Annotated in this window: 16 protein-coding genes; 3 read left to right on the top strand and 13 right to left on the bottom strand. The window is 73.1% G+C overall.

What is annotated here, in order from left to right; all coding sequences use genetic code 11:
• Positions 1-4 precede the first annotated feature (4 nt).
• The 10 genes from ACFYNP_RS25835 to rimP form a co-directional block, all read right to left on the bottom strand.
• Positions 5-232: a hypothetical protein gene (locus ACFYNP_RS25835; RefSeq protein WP_388788639.1), complete on the bottom strand. Its 228-nt coding sequence runs from the start codon at positions 230-232 to the stop codon at positions 5-7.
• 177 nt (positions 233-409) lie between these two features.
• Positions 410-1369, bottom strand: coding sequence for a bifunctional riboflavin kinase/FAD synthetase (locus tag ACFYNP_RS25840; protein ID WP_388412313.1), 960 nt, complete (start codon positions 1367-1369; stop codon positions 410-412).
• A gap of 44 nt (positions 1370-1413) precedes the next feature.
• Positions 1414-4992, bottom strand: a complete 3579-nt coding sequence (locus tag ACFYNP_RS25845; protein WP_388788641.1) for a trypsin-like peptidase domain-containing protein — start codon at positions 4990-4992, stop codon at positions 1414-1416.
• Positions 4993-5222: 230 nt separating this feature from the next.
• Entirely contained in the window at positions 5223-6128 is a 906-nt protein-coding gene (gene truB / locus ACFYNP_RS25850; RefSeq protein WP_388788644.1) for a tRNA pseudouridine(55) synthase TruB, read from the bottom strand.
• On the bottom strand, positions 6125-6568 hold the full coding sequence (rbfA, locus tag ACFYNP_RS25855) for a 30S ribosome-binding factor RbfA (protein ID WP_100578009.1): 444 nt from the start codon (positions 6566-6568) through the stop codon (positions 6125-6127). The genes truB and rbfA overlap by 4 nt, the downstream gene beginning before the upstream one ends.
• Positions 6569-6602: 34 nt before the next feature.
• On the bottom strand, positions 6603-6896 hold the full coding sequence (locus ACFYNP_RS25860) for a DUF503 domain-containing protein (RefSeq protein ID WP_100578008.1): 294 nt from the start codon (positions 6894-6896) through the stop codon (positions 6603-6605).
• A gap of 180 nt (positions 6897-7076) precedes the next feature.
• Positions 7077-10217, bottom strand: coding sequence for a translation initiation factor IF-2 (gene infB / locus ACFYNP_RS25865; protein WP_388788647.1), 3141 nt, complete (start codon positions 10215-10217; stop codon positions 7077-7079).
• 158 nt (positions 10218-10375) lie between these two features.
• Entirely contained in the window at positions 10376-10654 is a 279-nt protein-coding gene (locus ACFYNP_RS25870; RefSeq protein ID WP_388788650.1) for a YlxR family protein, read from the bottom strand.
• A 158-nt stretch (positions 10655-10812) separates the two neighbouring features.
• Positions 10813-11802, bottom strand: a complete 990-nt coding sequence (gene nusA, locus ACFYNP_RS25875) for a transcription termination factor NusA (protein WP_388412305.1) — start codon at positions 11800-11802, stop codon at positions 10813-10815.
• A 2-nt stretch (positions 11803-11804) separates the two neighbouring features.
• Positions 11805-12353: a ribosome maturation factor RimP gene (gene rimP, locus ACFYNP_RS25880; protein ID WP_388412303.1), complete on the bottom strand. Its 549-nt coding sequence runs from the start codon at positions 12351-12353 to the stop codon at positions 11805-11807.
• Positions 12354-12588: 235 nt separating this feature from the next.
• Here rimP and ACFYNP_RS25885 point away from each other — a divergent pair, with 235 nt between their 5' ends.
• Genes ACFYNP_RS25885 through ACFYNP_RS25895 form a run of 3 tightly spaced genes read left to right on the top strand, consistent with a single transcriptional unit; the run spans position 12589 to position 14461 of the window.
• A complete protein-coding gene (locus tag ACFYNP_RS25885; protein ID WP_388412301.1) occupies positions 12589-13077 on the top strand; it encodes a hypothetical protein in 489 nt (162 codons plus the stop codon).
• Complete coding sequence (locus ACFYNP_RS25890; protein ID WP_388412299.1) at positions 13077-13523, top strand: ferritin-like domain-containing protein; 447 nt, start codon at positions 13077-13079, stop codon at positions 13521-13523. The genes ACFYNP_RS25885 and ACFYNP_RS25890 overlap by 1 nt, the downstream gene beginning before the upstream one ends.
• Positions 13524-13561: 38 nt before the next feature.
• Positions 13562-14461: an aminoglycoside phosphotransferase family protein gene (locus ACFYNP_RS25895; protein ID WP_388788653.1), complete on the top strand. Its 900-nt coding sequence runs from the start codon at positions 13562-13564 to the stop codon at positions 14459-14461.
• A gap of 147 nt (positions 14462-14608) precedes the next feature.
• Here the strand turns inward: ACFYNP_RS25895 and ACFYNP_RS25900 are convergent, their stop codons facing one another.
• The 3 genes from ACFYNP_RS25900 to ACFYNP_RS25910 all read right to left on the bottom strand — a co-directional run bounded on the left by ACFYNP_RS25900 (position 14609) and on the right by ACFYNP_RS25910 (position 17801).
• On the bottom strand, positions 14609-16309 hold the full coding sequence (locus ACFYNP_RS25900) for a proline--tRNA ligase (RefSeq protein WP_388788656.1): 1701 nt from the start codon (positions 16307-16309) through the stop codon (positions 14609-14611).
• Positions 16310-16382: 73 nt separating this feature from the next.
• Positions 16383-16940, bottom strand: coding sequence for a GNAT family N-acetyltransferase (locus ACFYNP_RS25905; protein WP_388788660.1), 558 nt, complete (start codon positions 16938-16940; stop codon positions 16383-16385).
• Positions 16941-16955: 15 nt separating this feature from the next.
• Complete coding sequence (locus tag ACFYNP_RS25910; RefSeq protein WP_388412292.1) at positions 16956-17801, bottom strand: GNAT family N-acetyltransferase; 846 nt, start codon at positions 17799-17801, stop codon at positions 16956-16958.
• Positions 17802-17836 lie beyond the last annotated feature (35 nt).

A 17836-nucleotide genomic window follows, 5' to 3' on the forward strand; every position in this document is an offset into this window, starting at 1 on the left:
ACCATCACCGACGTCGCCGCCCAGCCGCTTGAGGTCGCCCCAGGTGTTGGCGCCGACGTTCTTCGTCCGTCAGGAGTTCGTAGTCGATGCGCGGCGGGGCTCCGCCGCCCGGGTGGCGCGGATGGGCGGGTATGAACACCGGGGTGTGGTACGGCGGTACGCCTTGCTGAGCGCCCTGCGCCGGCACGTCGCCGACGAGGTCCAGGAGGCGGGACACGGGCTGCTCGCCCACGCGTTCCCCTTGCGGAATGGGGTGAATCGCGGTTCAACCTACGTGCGGTGCAAGGGCCCCGAACCAGGAAAACCGCCCATACCGCGCACCCATGGGCAATGGATGCCAGGACTTGGACGGTTTTGGATCAGTGATTGACCGGTACTTGACCTGCCTGGTCCCGGGTGCGCCCGGACCCTAGCCGCGCTCGGCCTCGTACGCCTCGATCAGTTCGCTGGAGCGCTTCACGTCGTCGCCGATCGCTTCGAGGAGGGCCTCGATGGAGTCGAACTTGGCCATGCCGCGGACGTAGGCGAGGAAGTCGACGGCGACGTGCAGGCCGTACAGGTCGAGGCCCACCCGGTCGATGGCGTACGCCTCCACCGTGCGCTCGGTGCCGTCGAACTGGGGGTTGGTGCCGACCGAAATGGCCGCCGGCATCCGCTCGTTGTCGGCCGTGAGCCAGCCCGCGTATACGCCGTCCGCGGGGATCGCGGTGTGCGGCAGGGTCTCGACGTTGGCCGTCGGGTAGCCGAGTTCGCGGCCGCGCTGGGCGCCGCGCACCACGACGCCCTCGACCCGGTGCGGGCGGCCGAGGATCTCGGCGGCGCCCTCGATGTCGCCCTCGGCGACCAGGCGGCGGGTCAGCGTGGAGGAGAACGGCTCGCCGCCGCCCGCCTCGCCGCGCACCCGCAGGTCGATGACCTCGACCTCGTAGTCGTAGCCGCGGCCGAGCTCGGCGAGCACCTCGACGTTGCCCGCGGCCTTGTGCCCGAAGCGGAAGTTGGGGCCCTCCACGACGAGCTTGGCGTGCAGCTTGTCGACCAGGACCTTCACCACGAAGTCGGCGGCCGACAGCTTGGAGAACTCGCTGGTGAAGGGGAGGATCAGGATCGCGTCGACACCGAGCTGTGCCATCAGTTCGGCGCGCCGGTGGTGCGGGGCGAGCAGCGGCGGGTGGCTGCCGGGGCGCACGACCTCGCTGGGGTGCGGGTCGAAGGTGACCACGACGGACGGCACGCCCAGCTCGCGGGCGCGCTCCACGGTCCGCCCGATGATCAGCTGGTGTCCGCGGTGCACCCCGTCGTAGGAGCCGATGGTGACGACGCTGCGTCCCCAGTCCTGGGGGATGTCCTCCAAGCCACGCCAGCGCTGCACTGTGACCGCTCCTCGAACCCGTGTACGTCGTTGACCCTTACGCGTTATGCAGGTCTAAGACTGCCATGCCCGGCGGCCCGGGATCGCATCGGCATGGGAGTGCCCAGCGTCTCCACCGAGCGCCGGGCGCCCGGGCCGACCACGGCGGCCCATTCGTGCGGCGCCTGGACGAGCCATCCGGCGACCTGCGCGGCGAAGCCGGGGACCTCCTCGCAGAGCTCGACCAGGCGCCGGTCGAAGCGGGCCGCGCCTTCGGGCGTACGGACGAAGAGGAGTCCGGTGCGGTGGACGAGGTCGCGGGTGCGGGCCTCGGCCCGCTCCCCCGAACCGTGCGCGGCGGCGTCGAGCAGCGCGTCGACCACGCCGGGGTCGCGCGATTCGTAGCGCTCGAAGTCGAGCAGGACATCGAGCAGCTCGGCACGCAGCGGGCGCGAGGCGCGGGTGCCGGGGGCGGCGAGCACGGGGGCCAGGGCGCGCCGGACGGGGTGGGCGGGGCCGCGCAGCAGGCTGGTCACCATCGGGAAGAGCACCGCGCGGGCCGCCGGGCCGTAGGCGAGCCGCCGCTCCACGAAGGCGGCCGTCGGCCCGGCGGCCTCCGGGTGGCGCTCGGCGTGTTCCTGTACGAGGGCCGCGGCGCGCCGGGCGAGGGCGGGGGTGTTGATCTCGGCGAGCGCGCCGAGGACGTCGGCCGCGTGCGCGCCGGCCTCGTGCAGCCGTGCGCGGAAGGCGGCGAGCACGGGTTCGGGGTGGGTGGTGAGGGCGGTGGCGAGCGCGGCGGCCGGCAGCGCCGGGTCGCCCGCGGTGTAGGCGGCGAGCGCCCGGTCGAGGTAGCGGGCGCGGGTGCCGGGGTCGCGGACCAGGAGCGCGAGGGCCGCGCCGTGCACGGGCGTGTCCTCGGGGCGGGCGAGCAGCGCGAGGGCCGCGTAGCGCAGCAGGTCCCGGTCGGCGGGGGTGCGGATGCCCAGGGCGACGCGCGGCCCGTGGGCGGCGGCCGCGGCGCGGCGCTCGGGTCGGTCGTCGTGGGCCCAGCGGTCCACGGCCCGGCACAGCGCGGACGGCTCGTCCTCGGCGAGCTGGGTGAGGAGTTCGTCGGCCCGTACGTGGTCGGTCGCCACCAGCGCCTCGGTGAGGTCGTCGACCGCCAGGGCCCGGCGCGCGTACAGCAGGGCCTGCGCCGCCCGCGCGACGGTGGGCCGCACCTCGGTGCCGGGCGCCACCGGCAGCGGCCGTTCGTCGCCGAACCAGCGGCAGAGCAGCGGCTGTACGGTCCTGGGCTCGGCCGCGAGCCGCCGGTCGGCCGCGTCCAGGTAGCGCTCCCAGCCGGGCGTGGCGCCGGGCACCCCGTCGGCCGGCACCAGGCGGCGCAACAGCTCGAACCTGCCGTCCTCGCCGAGGCGCAGCCGCATCCAGAACCACGGCCCGAACGAGCCGAGCGCGCCCAGGTTCGCGGGGCCGCCCCCGTGCAGGGACCGGTGGCTGATCCGGTCGGCGAGCAGCCGCAGCACTTCCTGGTAGGGCCGGGCGTCGGGGACGCGCAGCAGGGTCCCGGTGAGGAGGTGGACCGCCCACCACTGGGCGTCCGCGAACCGTCCGCCGTCCGCGCCCTTGACCGGCGCCCGGTCGAGAGCGGTCACCAACTCCTTGAGTTTCAGGGCGAGTTGAGTCGATCCGTGCCGGCTGCCGAGGAGCAGCATGGCCTCCAGTACGGGCCCAATGCGGTGCCGGGGCACCGGCAGGGAGCGCTCGGCGGGGGCGGGTCCCGAGCCGGGCGGCGGCGGCACGTGGCCGCCCGGCACCACGGCGCCGTGGGCGTCCCGTGAGGGCAGCCGGACGACGGTCCCCGGGTCGCTCTCGTCGGACCAGCGGTGCACCAGGGCGTACAGGGCGGCGTCCAGGTCGAGGTGGCCGGCCTGGACCCAGTCGGCGAGCTCCTCGTGCGCGAAGCGGTAGCCGGAACCGGCGGGCACCAGCAGGCCCTCGGTGAGCACCGCGGAGGCCGAGCCGGTCCGCCACGGGAAGATCTCCTCGAACGACTCCCGGTCCAGCTCGCCCTGGCCGGGGCCCAGGCAGCGCCGGGCCGCCTCGTGCACCTGTCCGCCGACGCGGGCCGCGAGCCTGCGCACCGCGCGGCCGCGCACCGGCGGGCGGGCCGAGGCGGCGACCCGCACCGCGATGCGCAGGCACATCAGGTCCAGGTGTGCGGAGAAGACCTCCTCGCGGTCCGGCCTTCCCTCGGTCTCGGCGGGCAGTGCGGCGCGCACCTCGGCGAGCAGCCGCAGGGTGAGGGGGTGGCGCGCGTCGCGGTCGCCGAGCGCGCCCTCCGCGATGCCGTAGCGCTCGCGGGCGCGGGCGGCCTCCTTGGGCCCGAGGTCGCCGACGCGCACCCCGTCGGGCAGGCGGGGCAGCCGGGCGGGGTACAGGACGCCTTCGGGGTAGTGGGCGCCGGCCTGCTCCCAGTGCTCGGGCCGGCAGGCGACGACCAGGCGCGCCCCGGCCGCGCCGAGCCACTCCACCGTCCCGGCGGTCCATTCGGCCAGGCGGTGGGCGAGGACCGGCGGCATCTCCTCGGGACCGTCCAGGAGGACCAGCAGCGGGCGTCCGGCCTCGCGGGCGAGGTGGGCGAGGCGGTCGGGGGTGGCCGCCGGTTCCTCGCCGCGTGCCACCCGGGCGGCGACGATCCGGGCCGCGTGGGCGAGGGCGCGGCCGACGGCGTCCGCGATACAGGTGTCGTCGGCGTGGAGGTCGGCGCCGCGCAGCCAGAGCGTGGGCGCGGGTTCGGCGCCGCGGGCCCGGCGTGCGGCGAGGGCGGCGAGTTCGGTGGTGCGGCCGGTGCCGGGATCCCCGACGAGCCCGAGCACGAGGGCGTCGCCGGTACCGAAGGCGGCGAACTCCCCCACGGTGGCGGTCCGTTCGACCGGGTCCTGCCAGGGACGGGGGCCGCCGGCGGAGCCCACCGAGGTGGCGGTGAGCTGGAGGACGCCGGCCAGGTTGAGGTCGGCGCCGTAGGCGGGCACGGTGGCGGCGTTGCGGCGCAGCAGCTCGGCGAGCGGGCCCTGTCCGGCGTGCAGCGGCATGGCGAAGCCGGAGGCCTGGTGGGCCGCGTGCAGCGCGGTGCCGACGACCCCGAGGACGGCGCCGGTGACGGTGTCGACGACGGGGCCCCCGCTGGCCTCGCCGCCGAGCCGCATGGCCTCGCTGCCGGCCGTGCCGATCGCCAACTCCAGTACGCCGCCCAGGAGATGGAAGCGGTCGGTGGCGGTGTAGGTGACGGCCGAGGTGCCGAGCACCCGGGCCTCGCGCCAGCCGTTGGCGGCGACGCGCACATAGCTGCCCGTTTCGATTCCGGTGCGCGAGGAGACCGGCAGCGGCGGCACCCCGAGTCCGTCGGTGCGGACGAGGGCGAGGCCCGCTTCGGGCAGGGGCGTGACGTCGTCGGCCTCGGCGAGCCAGGTGCGTTCGCCGGGGGCGTGCAGCACGACCCTGCTCAGTCCGTCGACGGCCTCGTGACTGGTGACGACGGTCCCCCGGTCGTCGGCGACGAAGCCCGTTCCCCGCGGCCGTCCGGCCAGATCACAGATCCGTACGAGCGTCTTGGCGCCCTCGCCCCCAGCACCGCGTCCCATGTCCGAAACGGTAGTTCTGGGGTGATCCGCCCGAGAAGAAGATCGGGGGAAAGCGCCCCCCTGCGCTCCCGCCCTTCACTCCGAGCGCCTGCCCGTAGGGGTGAATCGCCCGGGCGTCGCGGATAGACCCCTTGCGAGGGGGATCGTGGAGCGGGCCCGGCCCGCCCGCTCCACGGTGGCCGGCCCGCCCGCTCCCCAGCGTGCGGTCGGCGCTCTTCCCGGTGGCCGGCTCAGCCGAACACGGCGAGGCTCTTGGCCTTGCCCTTCTGGCTCTCGACGAGCGCGAGGAAATTGCCCTCGGGCCCGAACACGCCGACCGGCTTGCCGTTCTCGTACTCGTCCGGCATGTCCAGGCGTACGCCGTTGAGCAGCAGTGAGCCGCGGCGCGCGTCCACGTCCCAGCGGGCGAACGCGGCGGCCGCGGCCGTCGCCACCGGCATGACCGTGAGCGACTCCTGGAGCTGGTCCAGGGTGCGGGCCGCGTCCAGGCCGTAGGGGCCGACCCGGGTGCGGCGCAGCGCGGTGAGGTGGCCGCCGACGCCGAGCGATGCCCCGAGGTCGCGGGCGAGCGCGCGGATGTAGGTGCCCGAGGAGCAGACGACGGACACGACCAGGTCGACGACGGGGGTGCCGTCCTCGGCGACGGCCTCGCGGACGTCGTAGACGCGGAAGGAGGACACGGTCACCGGGCGGGCCGGGATCTCGAACTCCTCGCCGCCGCGCACCCGCGCGTAGGACCGCTTGCCGTCGATCTTGATGGCGGAGACCTTGGACGGCACCTGCATGATGGCGCCGGTCAGCTCGGCGACGCCCGCGTCGATGGCCTCACGGGTCACCTGGGAGGCGTCGGTGGACGAGGTGATCTCGCCCTCGGCGTCATCGGTGACGGTGTCCTGGCCGAGCCGGATCGTACCGAGGTACTCCTTCTCGGTGAGGGCGAGGTGGCCCAGGAGCTTGGTGGCCCGCTCGACGCCGAGGACGAGCACACCGGTCGCCATCGGGTCGAGGGTGCCCGCGTGGCCCACCCGGCGGGTCCTGGCGATGCCGCGCATCTTGGCCACGACGTCGTGCGAAGTGAAGCCCGACGGCTTGTCGACAATGACAAGGCCGTCGGGCGTCTTTGCTGCGGTGCTCATGCGGAGGCGTCGTCCTCGTCGCCGGGCTTCTTGTACGGGTCGGCGTCACCGGCGAACTGGGCGCCCGAGGACACCTCGCGCACCGCCGCGTCGGAGGCCCGTGCCTTGTCGAGGAGGTCCTCGATGGTCTTGGCGTTCTCGGGGAGCGCGTCCGCGATGAACGTCAGGGTGGGCGTGAACTTGGTGCCGGCGGCGGAGCCGACCGCGGAGCGCAGGATGCCCTTGGCGCTCTCCAGGCCGGCCGCGGCGGCGGCCCGGTCCTCGTCGTCCCCGTACACCGTGTAGAAGACCGTGGCCTCCCGCAGGTCGCCGGTGACCCGGGTGTCCGTGATGGTGACGTGCGTTCCGAGGCGCGGGTCCTTGACGCCACGCAGCAGCTTCTCGGCCACCACCTCCCGGATGAGGTCCGCCAGCTTCTTCGCCCGCGCGTTGTCGGCCACTGGTCCTTCTCCTTCTCAAGCCTTGCTCAGTGTTTCAGTCTTCGTCGCTGTGGAGCCTGCGTCTCACCGAGAGCAGCTCCACCTCGGGCCGGCCGGCGACGAGCCGCTCGCACCGGTCGAGTACGTCTGTGAGGTGCCCCGTGTCCCCGGACACGACCGCCAGGCCGATCTCGGCCCTGCGGTGCAGATCCTGGTCGCCGACCTCGGCCGCGCTCACCGCGAACTTGCGCTGGAGCTCGGCCACGATCGGCCGGACGACGGAGCGTTTCTCCTTCAGCGACCGTACGTCGCCGAGGAGCAGATCGAAGGACAGTGTCCCCACATACATGTATGTCCGGATGTCCCGCCGGTACGGGTTAGAGGGCCCTCGCCAAAGCTTTGGCAGGGACACCAAGAACCGTACCGGAACGGCCGGGGCCGATCGACGGAAATATCTTCCCGCCGATCGGCCCCGACTTCGCGTTCCTCAGGAGGCCGCGCCTCCAGGGGTACGGATCGGCTGCACGGACTAGCCGCGCGGCTTCTCGCGCATCTCGTACGTCGCGATGACGTCGTCGATCTTGATGTCGTTGAAGTTTCCGAGGTTGATACCGCCCTCGAAGCCTTCGCGGATCTCGGTGACGTCGTCCTTGAAGCGGCGCAGACCGGAGATGTTGAGGTTCTCCGCGATGACCTTGCCATCGCGCAGCAGGCGCGCCTTGGTGTTGCGCTTGACCTCGCCCGACCGGACCAGGACACCGGCGATGTTGCCCAGCTTGGACGAGCGGAAGATCTCGCGGATCTCCGCCGTGCCGAGCTCGACCTCTTCGTACTCCGGCTTGAGCATGCCCTTGAGGGCCGCTTCGATCTCTTCGATCGCCTGGTAGATGACCGAGTAGTACCGGACGTCGACGCCTTCGCGGTCCGCCATCTGTGCCGCGCGGCCCGCGGCGCGGACGTTGAAGCCGATGACGATGGCGTCGGAGCCGGTCGCCAGGTTGATGTCCGACTCGGTGACCGCACCCACACCGCGGTGCAGGACGCGGATGTCGACCTCGTCGCCGACGTCGAGCTGGAGCAGCGAGGACTCAAGAGCCTCCACCGAACCGGACGCGTCGCCCTTGATGATGAGGTTGAGTTCCTGCACCAGACCGGCCTTGAGGGCCTCGTCCAGGTTCTCCAGGGAGAACCGCACACCCTTGCGGGCGAAGCGGACGTTGCGCTCACGGGCGGCACGCTTCTCGGCGATCTGACGGGCCGTACGGTCCTCGTCGACGACCAGGAAGTTGTCGCCGGCGCCCGGGACGTTGGTGAGACCGAGGACGAGGACCGGAGTCGAGGGACCCGCCTCTTCCACGTTCTCGCCCTTGTCGTCGAGCATCGCGCGGACTCGGCCGTACGCGTCGCCGACCACCATGGTGTCGCCGACCCGCAGGGTGCCTCGCTGGACCAGGACGGTCGCGACGGCGCCGCGGCCCTTGTCCAGGTGGGACTCGATCGCGATGCCCTGCGCGTCCTGCTCCGGGTTGGCCCGCAGGTCGAGCGAGGCGTCGGCGGTGAGGACCACGGCCTCCAGGAGGGACTCGATGTTGAGGCCCTGCTTGGCGGAGATGTCGACGAACATCGTGTCGCCGCCGTACTCCTCGGCCACCAGACCGAACTCGGTCAGCTGACCGCGCACCTTGGTCGGGTCGGCACCCTCGACGTCGATCTTGTTGACCGCGACCACGATCGGCACGTCGGCCGCCTTGGCGTGGTTCAGCGCCTCGATCGTCTGGGGCATCACACCGTCGTTGGCCGCCACCACGAGGATCGCGATGTCGGTCGACTTCGCACCACGGGCACGCATGGCGGTGAACGCCTCGTGACCCGGGGTGTCGATGAAGGTGATCTTGCGCTCTTCCTCGTTGACCTCGGTCGTGACCTGGTACGCACCGATGTGCTGCGTGATGCCACCGGCCTCGCCCGCGACGACGTTCGTCTTGCGGATCGCGTCCAGGAGGCGGGTCTTACCGTGGTCGACGTGACCCATGACGGTCACGACCGGCGGACGCGCGACGAGGAACTCCTCGCCGCCCTCGTCCTCGCCGAACTCGATGTCGAAGGACTCCAGCAGCTCGCGGTCCTCCTCCTCGGGGCTGACGATTTCGAGGATGTAGTTCATCTCGTCGGCGAGCAGCTTCAGCGTCTCGTCGGAGACCGACTGCGTGGCGGTGACCATCTCGCCGAGGTTCATCATCACGGCGACGAGCGACGCCGGGTTGGCGTTGATCTTCTCCGCGAAGTCGGTCAGCGAGGCACCGCGCGACAGACGGACGGACTGTCCGTTGCCGCGGGGCAGCATGACGCCGCCCACCGACGGGGCCTGCATGGCCTCGTACTCCTGGCGCCTCTGCCGCTTCGACTTGCGACCACGACGGGCGGGCCCGCCGGGGCGGCCGAAGGCACCCTGCGTGCCACCACGGGCACCGGGGCCACCGGGACGGCCCTGGAAGCCGGGACGACCGCCGAAGCCGCCGCCACCACCGGGAGCGCCGCCACCCGGACGGGGGCCGCCGAAGCCGCCGCCGCCACCGGGACGACCGCCGCCACCGGGACCGGCCGGACGGCCGGCGAAGCCGCCGCCGCCACCGGGACGACCGGCGCCGCCGCCCGGACGGCCACCGGGGCCGCCGGGACCACGGCCACCGGGGCCGCCACCGGGACGCGGGCTCGCAGCGGGACGCTGCGGCATCATGCCGGGGTTGGGACGGTTACCGCCGGGAGCACCACCGGGACGCGGGGCGCCGCCCTGCGGACGGGGCATGCCGCCCGGGCTCGGACGGGCGCCGCCCTGGCCCTGCGGACGCGGAGCGCCGCCGGGGCCGCCCTGCGGACGCGGGGTGCCACCGGGGGCACCGGCACCGCCGGGACGCGGGGCACCGCCGCCGGGACGGGGCGCCTGCGGGCGCGCCATTCCGGTGGAGCCACCCGAGGTGAAGGGGTTGTTGCCGGGGCGCGGACCGGCCGGACGGGCACCGCCCGGACGGGGAGCACCCTGACCCGCGGGGCGGGCCGGACGGTCGCCGCCACGGCCACCGTCGCGCTGGCCGCCGTCGCGCTGGCCACCGTCACGCTGACCGGCCGGGGCCGGACGGGCGGGACGCGGGCCGGGGGTGGCACCGGCGGGACGCGGGGCCTGCTGGGGCGCCGCGGGCTGGGCCGGAGCCGGAGCCGAGAACTCGGCGGCGGGCACCGGAGTGACCGGGGCCGGCTTGGCCGGGGCGGGCTTCGGACCCGGGCGGGGGCCCGAGGCGGCCGGAGCCGGAGAAGCCGGAGAGGGGGTGCTGCTCGCCGGAGCCGCCGGGGCGACCGGGGCCGCAGGCGCGGCGGGGGCCGGCTTGGGGGCCGGAGCGCCGGGCTTCGGGGCAGCAGGACGTGCCGCGGCGGCCGGGGAGGGCGCCGCGGGCTTCGAGGGCGCGGCCTTGCGGGGCGCGCCGGGCTTGGCAGCGGACTTGCCGGCGTTGCCGCCGGGCCCCTGCAGTGCGTCAGTCAACTTGCGTACAACCGGCGCCTCGATCGTCGAGGACGCCGAACGGACGAATTCACCGAGTTCTTGGAGCTTGGCCATGACGACCTTGCTCTCCACCCCGAACTCCTTGGCGAGTTCGTATACCCGGACCTTAGCCACTTCGCTCCTTTTAGGTCCGGGTTACCGCCGGACCGTCGCTACTTCATGGGCGTACTCATCGCGTACTCATCGAGTGCTCATCGCAATCTCGACCTACTTCCAACTCGCGAGGTACCTGACCGCACGGGATTCCGTGCCGTACTTCTTCTTGCGTTTTCTTACGTTGCCGCCTGCTCGACGTACTTCCGCACGTCCGCGGTGTCGAGCGCTTCCTTGGCCCGGAAGGCCCTGGAGAACGCCCGGCGGCGGACCGCCTGGTCGAGACAGACCGGGGCGGGGTGTACATACGCACCCCGGCCGGGCAGCGTACCGCGAGGATCGGGGGCGCAAGCACCCTCGATCGCCACGATGCGCAGCAGATCGCTCTTGGCCGCTCGCTCCCGGCATCCCACGCAGGTTCGCTCAGGGCAGGCGCGGGCGTGCGTCCGGCCAGACACGTTTAAGTCTACCTCCCCGCACCGACCTCACCCCTTTGGGGCAAAAATCGAACGGTTGTTGTCCAGAAAGCTCACCCTGCCCCGCTGAACGGGGGCAGGGCCACTTCTTATTCCCGCCAGTCCTGCCCGGACTGCCGCCAGTCCTGCCCGGACCGCCGTCAGTCCTGCTCGGGCTGCTCGGTGTCCGGGCGGATGTCGATGCGCCAGCCGGTGAGGCGGGCGGCGAGCCGGGCGTTCTGGCCCTCCTTGCCGATGGCGAGGGAGAGCTGGTAGTCCGGCACGGTCACCCGGGCGGAGCGGGCCGCGAGGTCCACGACCTCGACCTTGGAGACCCGGGCCGGGGACAGCGCGTTGGCGACCATCTCGGCCGGGTCGTCCGACCAGTCGACGATGTCGATCTTCTCGCCGTGCAGCTCGGCCATGACGTTGCGCACCCGGCCGCCCATCGGGCCGATGCAGGCACCCTTGGCGTTGAGGCCGCTGCGCGTGGAGCGCACCGCGATCTTCGTGCGGTGGCCGGCCTCGCGGGCGATCGCGGAGATCTCCACCGAACCGTCGGCGATCTCCGGGACCTCAAGCGCGAACAGCTTCTTGACCAGGTTGGGGTGGGTGCGCGACAGCGTCACCGACGGCCCGCGCACACCCTTGGCCACCCGTACGACGTACGTACGAAGGCGCAGCCCGTGCGTGTACTCCTCGCCCGGCACCTGCTCCTGCACCGGCAGCATGGCCTCCATCTTGCCGATGTCGACCAGGACGTTCTTCGGGTCCTTGCCCTGCTGGACGACGCCGGTGATGACGTCGCCCTCACGGCCGGCGAACTCGCCGAAGGTGATGTCGTCCTCCGCGTCGCGCAGCCGCTGCAGAATGACCTGCTTGGCGGTGCTCGCCGCGATCCGGCCGAAGTCCGACGGGGTGTCGTCGAACTCCTTGGCCTCCTGGCCCTCTTCGAGGTCGGCCGGGTCTTCCTTCGCCCACACCGTGACATGACCGTTCTCACGGTCGAGCTTCACGCGCGCACGCCGGAAGCTGCCCTCGGTGCGGTGGTAGGCGATGAGGAGCGCCGACTCGATTGCCTCGACCAGCAGGTCGAAGGAGATCTCCTTCTCCCGGACCAGACCCCGCAGGGCACTCATGTCGATGTCCACGGCTACGCCTCCTCTTCGTTCTGAATGTCGTTCAGGATGTCGTCCCTGCTGTCTTGTGCGATCTCGTTCTTTCCGTCCTTGCGGCTGAACTCGATCTCGACCCGCGCCTTGGCGATCTCGGCGAAGGCGATCCTGCGGGCGGTGGGCTTGCGCCCCTTCACGCCCGGGATCTCGGCGTCGATGCCTTCTTCGTCGGCCTCGATGATCCGTGCGACCACTTCGCCGCCGTCGTGCAGCTGGAGCCGGGCGAGCCGGCCGGTGGCCCGGCGGTAGTGGCGCGGTTCGGTGAGCGGGCGCTCGGCGCCCGGCGACGTCACTTCCAGGACGTACTCGTCCTCGCCCATCGCGTCGCTCTCGTCGAGCGCCTCGGAGACGGCCCGGCTCAGCTCGGCACAGGCGTCCAGCTCGACGCCCTCGTCGGAGTCGACCACGATCCGCAGCACGCGCCGGCGGCCCGCCCGGGACACCTCGATCTCTTCGAGGTCCAGATCCTTCGCGCTGACGAGCGGTTCAAGAAGACCGCGCAGCCTGTCGCTCTGGGTCGTGCTCATCCGGGTGACTCCTCGGCCGCGTCTGCTGTTGTGGGGGTCGTCGTCGCGTACGGCGGCCGTCGTGTGGACCGCCGCCGTTCAGATCAAAGGGTATCCGGTCCGGGAGGGTGTTGCCGTCCACGGCCCGGGCCCCGCGGGTACGCTCGCCTGCGGTGATCACTCGGTCACCGGCGGACCGGCGCACAGGGAGTGACACGTGGGGCACCCGGGGACCACGCGAAGGCGTGTGCTGGCCGTGACGGGAGCGGCGGCCGCGGGCCTGCTGGCCGGCTGCTCGGACGCGGGCGGCGGGCAGGGCGCCGAGGCCGGGGCGCGCGAGGCGGCGAAGCGGGCGGAGACGGAGCTGCGCGAGCGGACCTCGGCGGCGAGCCGGGCCCTGGTCGGTCAGTACGACGCGGTCCTCGCCATGCACCCGTCGCTGCGGGACCGCCTCGCGCCGCTGCGCGACCAGTCCGCGCAGCACGACGAGGCGCTCGCCCCTCCCCCGGCGGCCGGCCCGAGTCCGGCCGCCACACCGAGTCCGACGGCCACCCCGCCGGCCGCGGTCTCCTCCGTTCCGGCCGACGCCGATGACGCCGTCAAGCAGCTCGCGGACGCCGAACGCCGCACCTCCGACGCCCAGTTGGCGGCCGTGGCCGGCGCCCCGCCGGAGCTGGCCCGGCTGCTCGCCTCGGTGGCCGCCTCCGGCGCCGGGCACGCCTACCTGCTGGGCGGGGGCGCGTGATGGCCGAGCCCCTGGACGCGGCTCAGGCCGCGCTCGCCGCCGAGCACGCGGCGGTGTACGGGTACGGGGTGCTCGGCGGCCGGCTCGCCGAGGCCCGTGTCCCGGAGGCGCGTGACGCCCTCACCGCGCACCGCTCCCGCCGCGACCTGCTGGCCCGTACGGTGCGTGACCTGGGCGGATCGCCGGTCGCGGCGGCCGCGGCCTACGCCCTGCCGTTCGCGGTGGCCGACGCGGGCGCCGCGGTGCGCCTGGCGGCGGAGCTGGAGGACCGGGTCGCCGGGGTGTACTCCGACCTCGTCCGGTCCGCCGAGGGGCCGCTGCGCCAGGAGGCGGCCGCGGCCCTGCGGGAGGCGGCGGTGCGGGCCGTGCGCTGGCGGGGCGGCAGCGTAGCCTTTCCTGGGCTCGCGGAACGCCCGAGCGCACCCGTTCCACCGGCCAGTACCTGAGTTCCACCGGCCAGACCTGAGCAAGGGGCAATACACGCATGGCTTTCGAACCGCCTGAGCGGCTGGTCCGCGCGCTCGGCGAGACGTACGGGGACGCGCTGGCCGGGCCCTGGCTCGGTCGGCTGCCGGAGCTGGCCGAGGAGTCGGCGGCCCGGCGCGGGCTCGCCGTCGACCGCGTGCAGGCGCCGGGCGGACGTTCCAGCCTGGTCGCCCTCGTACGCCGGCCCGACGGCACCCCGGCCGCCCTCAAGGTCGCCCCTTCCTTCGCCCGCCCCGACCTGGAACGCGTGGCGCTGGCGCACTGGAACGGCTGGGGCGCGGCCCAGCTGATGGAGGAGGGCGCGCCGGACGACGCGCTGCTCCTGGAGCGGCTACACCCCGAGGTCTCCCTGCGCTCGCTGCCCGAGGCGAAGGCGCTCCTGGAGGCGGCCGGGACGGTACGGCGGCTGTGGGTCGAGCCGCCGGGCGGCCACGGCTTCGAGTCGGTGGCCGAGCGCACCGAGCGCCAGAGCGTGCCGATGCGGGCCGCGGGGAGCGGCGAGCTCGCCCCGCTGGTGACGGCCGCGCTCGCTGCTCGCGATCAACTCGCCTCCTCCGCGGCCGAGTTGCTGCTGCTGCACGGCAACTTCCGGCAGAGCAAGGTGCTTTCGGGCGAGCGGGCACCGTGGCTGACGGTGGGTCCGGAACCGCTGGTGGGTGAACGCGCCTACGACCTGGCGCGGTTGGTGCGCGACCGGGTGGAGGACCTGATCGCCGCGCCGACCGGGGCGTCGGCCGCCCGGCGTCGCGTGAAGAAGCTCGCCGACTCGCTCGACGTGGACCCTGAGCGGCTGCACGGCTGGACGCTGTTCCGTGCGGTCGAGTCCGGGCTGCGGGCGGGGGCGGCGGGCCGCCACCGCGACGCGGAGCTCCTCCTCGAATTCGCGGGCTGGCTGTAGCCGCCTCCCCCTGCGGGGCTGTCACCTGTGCGCGGCTCCGCCGCGGCGGGCACGAGCAACCACGCACGGCCCGCGGCCGAGACACCGACGGGAACCGCCCCTCCCCGCCCCCGGAGGGTCTCGGGAAGGGGGCGGGGAGGGGAAAGGTCAGGCGGTCAGGCGGGCGATCGCCTCGGCCAGCGGAAGCTCCTCGCGCTCACCGCTGCGCCGGTCCTTCAGCTCGAAGACGCCCTCGGCGACCCGACGCCCCGCCACCAGGATCTGCGGCACCCCGATCAGCTCGGCATCGGTGAACTTCACGCCGGGCGAGACACCGGCCCGGTCGTCGACCAGGACCCGCAGCCCGGCGGCGCGCAGCTGCTCGGCCGCCTCCAGGGCCGCCTCGGTCTGGACCGCCTTGCCCGCGGCGACGACGTGCACATCGGCCGGGGCGATCTCGGCGGGCCAGCACAGACCCTTGTCGTCGGCGGTCTGCTCGGCGAGGGCCGCCACCGCGCGGGAGACGCCGATGCCGTACGAGCCCATCGTGACGCGGACCGGCTTGCCCTCCTTGCCGAGGACGTCGAGCTGGAAGGTGTCGGCGTACTTGCGGCCGAGCTGGAAGATGTGGCCGATCTCGATCGCGCGGTCCAGCTTGAGGCCGGCGCCGCAGGACGGGCAGGGGTCGCCCTCCTCGACCACGACGACGTCGAGGTGGTCGTCCACCTCGAAGTCACGGCCGCACACCACGTTGCGCGCGTGGGTGTCGGGCTTGTTGGCGCCGGTGATCCAGGCGGTGCCCGGGGCGACGCGCGGGTCGGCGATGTAGCGGACCTTCTCCAGACCCTGCGGGCCGACGTAGCCGCGTACGAGGTCGGGGCGGTCCGCGAAGTCCTCGGCCGTCACGAGCTCCACGACCGCCGGGGCCAGGTGCTCGCCGAGCTTGCCCAGGTCCACCTCGCGGTCGCCGGGCACGCCGACGGCGACGATCTCGCCGTCGACCTTGACCAGGAGGTTCTTCAGGGTGACCGAGGCCGGCACGCCGAGGTGGGCGGCCAGGGTCTCGATGGTGGGGGTGTCCGGGGTGTCGATCTCCTCGACGGGCCCGTGCGCGGAGCCGTCGACGGGCGTGGCCACGAAGGTCACGGCCTCCGTGTTCGCCGCGTAGTCGCAGGCCGGACAGTCCACGAAGGTGTCCTCGCCGGCCGCGGCCGGGGCGAGGAACTCCTCGGACGCCGAGCCGCCCATGGCGCCGGAGACGGCGGACACGATGCGGTAGTCGAGACCCAGGCGCGCGAAGATCTTCTGGTAGGCGGCGCGGTGCAGCGCGTACGACTCGGCGAGGCCCTCGTCGGTGGTGTCGAAGGAGTACGAGTCCTTCATCTGGAACTCGCGGCCGCGCAGCACACCGGAGCGCGGGCGGGCCTCGTCGCGGTACTTGGTCTGGATCTGGTAGAGCATCACCGGCAGGTCCTTGTAGGACGTGCACTGGTCCTTGACCGTCTGCGTGAAGATCTCTTCGTGCGTCGGGCCCAGCAGGTACTCGCCGCCCTTGCGGTCCTTGAGCCGGAACAGCAGGTCGCCGTACTCGTCCCAGCGGCCGCTCGCCTCGTACGCCTCCTTGGGCAGCAGCGCCGGGAGCAGGACCTCCTGGGCGCCGATGGCGTCCATCTCCTCGCGCACGACGGTGGAGATGTTGTCCAGGACCTTCTTGCCGAGCGGCAGCCAGGTCCAGATGCCGGCGGCGTTGCGGCGCACGTAACCGGCGCGCACCAGGAGCTTGTGGCTGAGCGTCTCGGCGTCCGCCGGGTCGTCGCGCAATGTCTTGGCCATCAGACGGGACATGCGCTGAACCTGGGCGGCTGCCATGGATTTCTCTCCTGTACGTGCACGGGGTGATCCCTGGAGGTTAGCCGGGCGGCCCGAGTGCGCGGAAATCCGTTTACCGAGGCGGCCCGCTCCGCAGCAGCGGGAGGGGGGCACCCATCACGACGTACGGCCGGGCCGCGCTCGGGAATTGGACCTGGCCGGCCAGGTCCGCGTAGCCGAGGGAGCGGTAGAGGGCCCGGGCCGGGCTCTCGGTGTCGATCGCGGAGAGGATCGAGCAGGGTTCGGTGGCGGTGTCGGTGATGGTGGTGATGAGCGCCCGGCCCAGGCCACGGCCCTGGAAGGCCGGGTGGACGTGCAGCTCGGTGATCACGAAGGAGTCGTCCAGCCAGTGCTCGGTGTTCTTGTTGCGCAGATACGGCTCGACGACGGTGGACCACCAGTGCGCCCGGTCGTTGGGCATCCCGTAGACGAAGCCCGCCAGGCGGCCGTCGGCGGTGGTGGCTCCGAGCGCCCGGGCGCCGGGGTAGGTGAGGTGGCGCAGCACGATGTGCCGGCGGACCCCCACCTCTTCGGCGCCGAGTCCGAAGGCGACCGCCTGCACGGCGAGCGCCTCGTCCACGCGGGCCGCGAGGTCGAGCGGGCCGACCAGTACCTCAGAGTCAGGAGCCATGGGCGCACCCTAACCTCAGAACAGCACGCTCATGAATGCTCCGGTCTCACGGAAGCCGACCCGGCGGTAGCAGGCGCGGGCGGGGGCGTTGAAGTCGTTCACGTACAGACTCACGACCGGCGCGACGTCCGCGAGGGCGTACCGCAGGACGGCCGCCATGCCGGTGGTGGACAGGCCCTTGCCCCGGTGTTCGGGGGCGACCCAGACGCCCTGGATCTGGCAGGCCTGGTTGGTGGCGGCGCCGATCTCGGCCTTGAAGACGACCCTGCCGTCCTCGACCCGGGCGAACGACCGCCCGGAGCCGACCAGTTCGGCGACCCGGGCCTGGTAGAGCAGGCCGCCGTCACCGGCCATCGGGGAGACCCCGACCTCCTCGGTGAACATGGCGACGCAGGCCGGCATGATCACGTCCATCTCGTCCTTGCGGATGCGACGGACGTACGGGTCGGGGGTGATGTCGTCGGGCATGTGCTCGGCGACCATCAGGGGCTGGTGCGGGCGTACGTCGCGGGCCGGGCCCCAGTGCGGTTCGAGCAGCTGCCACAGCCGGGCGGTGGCCTCGGCGGGGCCGACGATGGAGGAGCAGCGGCGGCCGGTGCGGCGGGCCCGGTCGGCGAAGGAACGTACCGCCTCGGGGGTGGCGCAGATCGGTACGAGATTGGCGCCGGAGTAGCACAGGGAGCGGAGCCGGCCGTCCGCGTACCAGCCCCACATCTCGCCGCCGAGGCGCCAGGGGTCGAGGCCGGCGATCTGTACGCGGGACGTCACGAACGCGTTGGCGACCGGGTCGCTCTCCAGGATGGCGAGCGCCGCGCCGAGGTCGCCGGGTTCGAGGACCCGGGTGGTGGTCTGCATCAACACGAGGGGGCCTCACGGGACGGGCTGCTGATCTCCGC

The sequence above is a fragment of the Streptomyces sp. NPDC006691 genome (genome assembly GCF_042869955.1).
GTDB lineage: Bacteria > Actinomycetota > Actinomycetes > Streptomycetales > Streptomycetaceae > Streptomyces.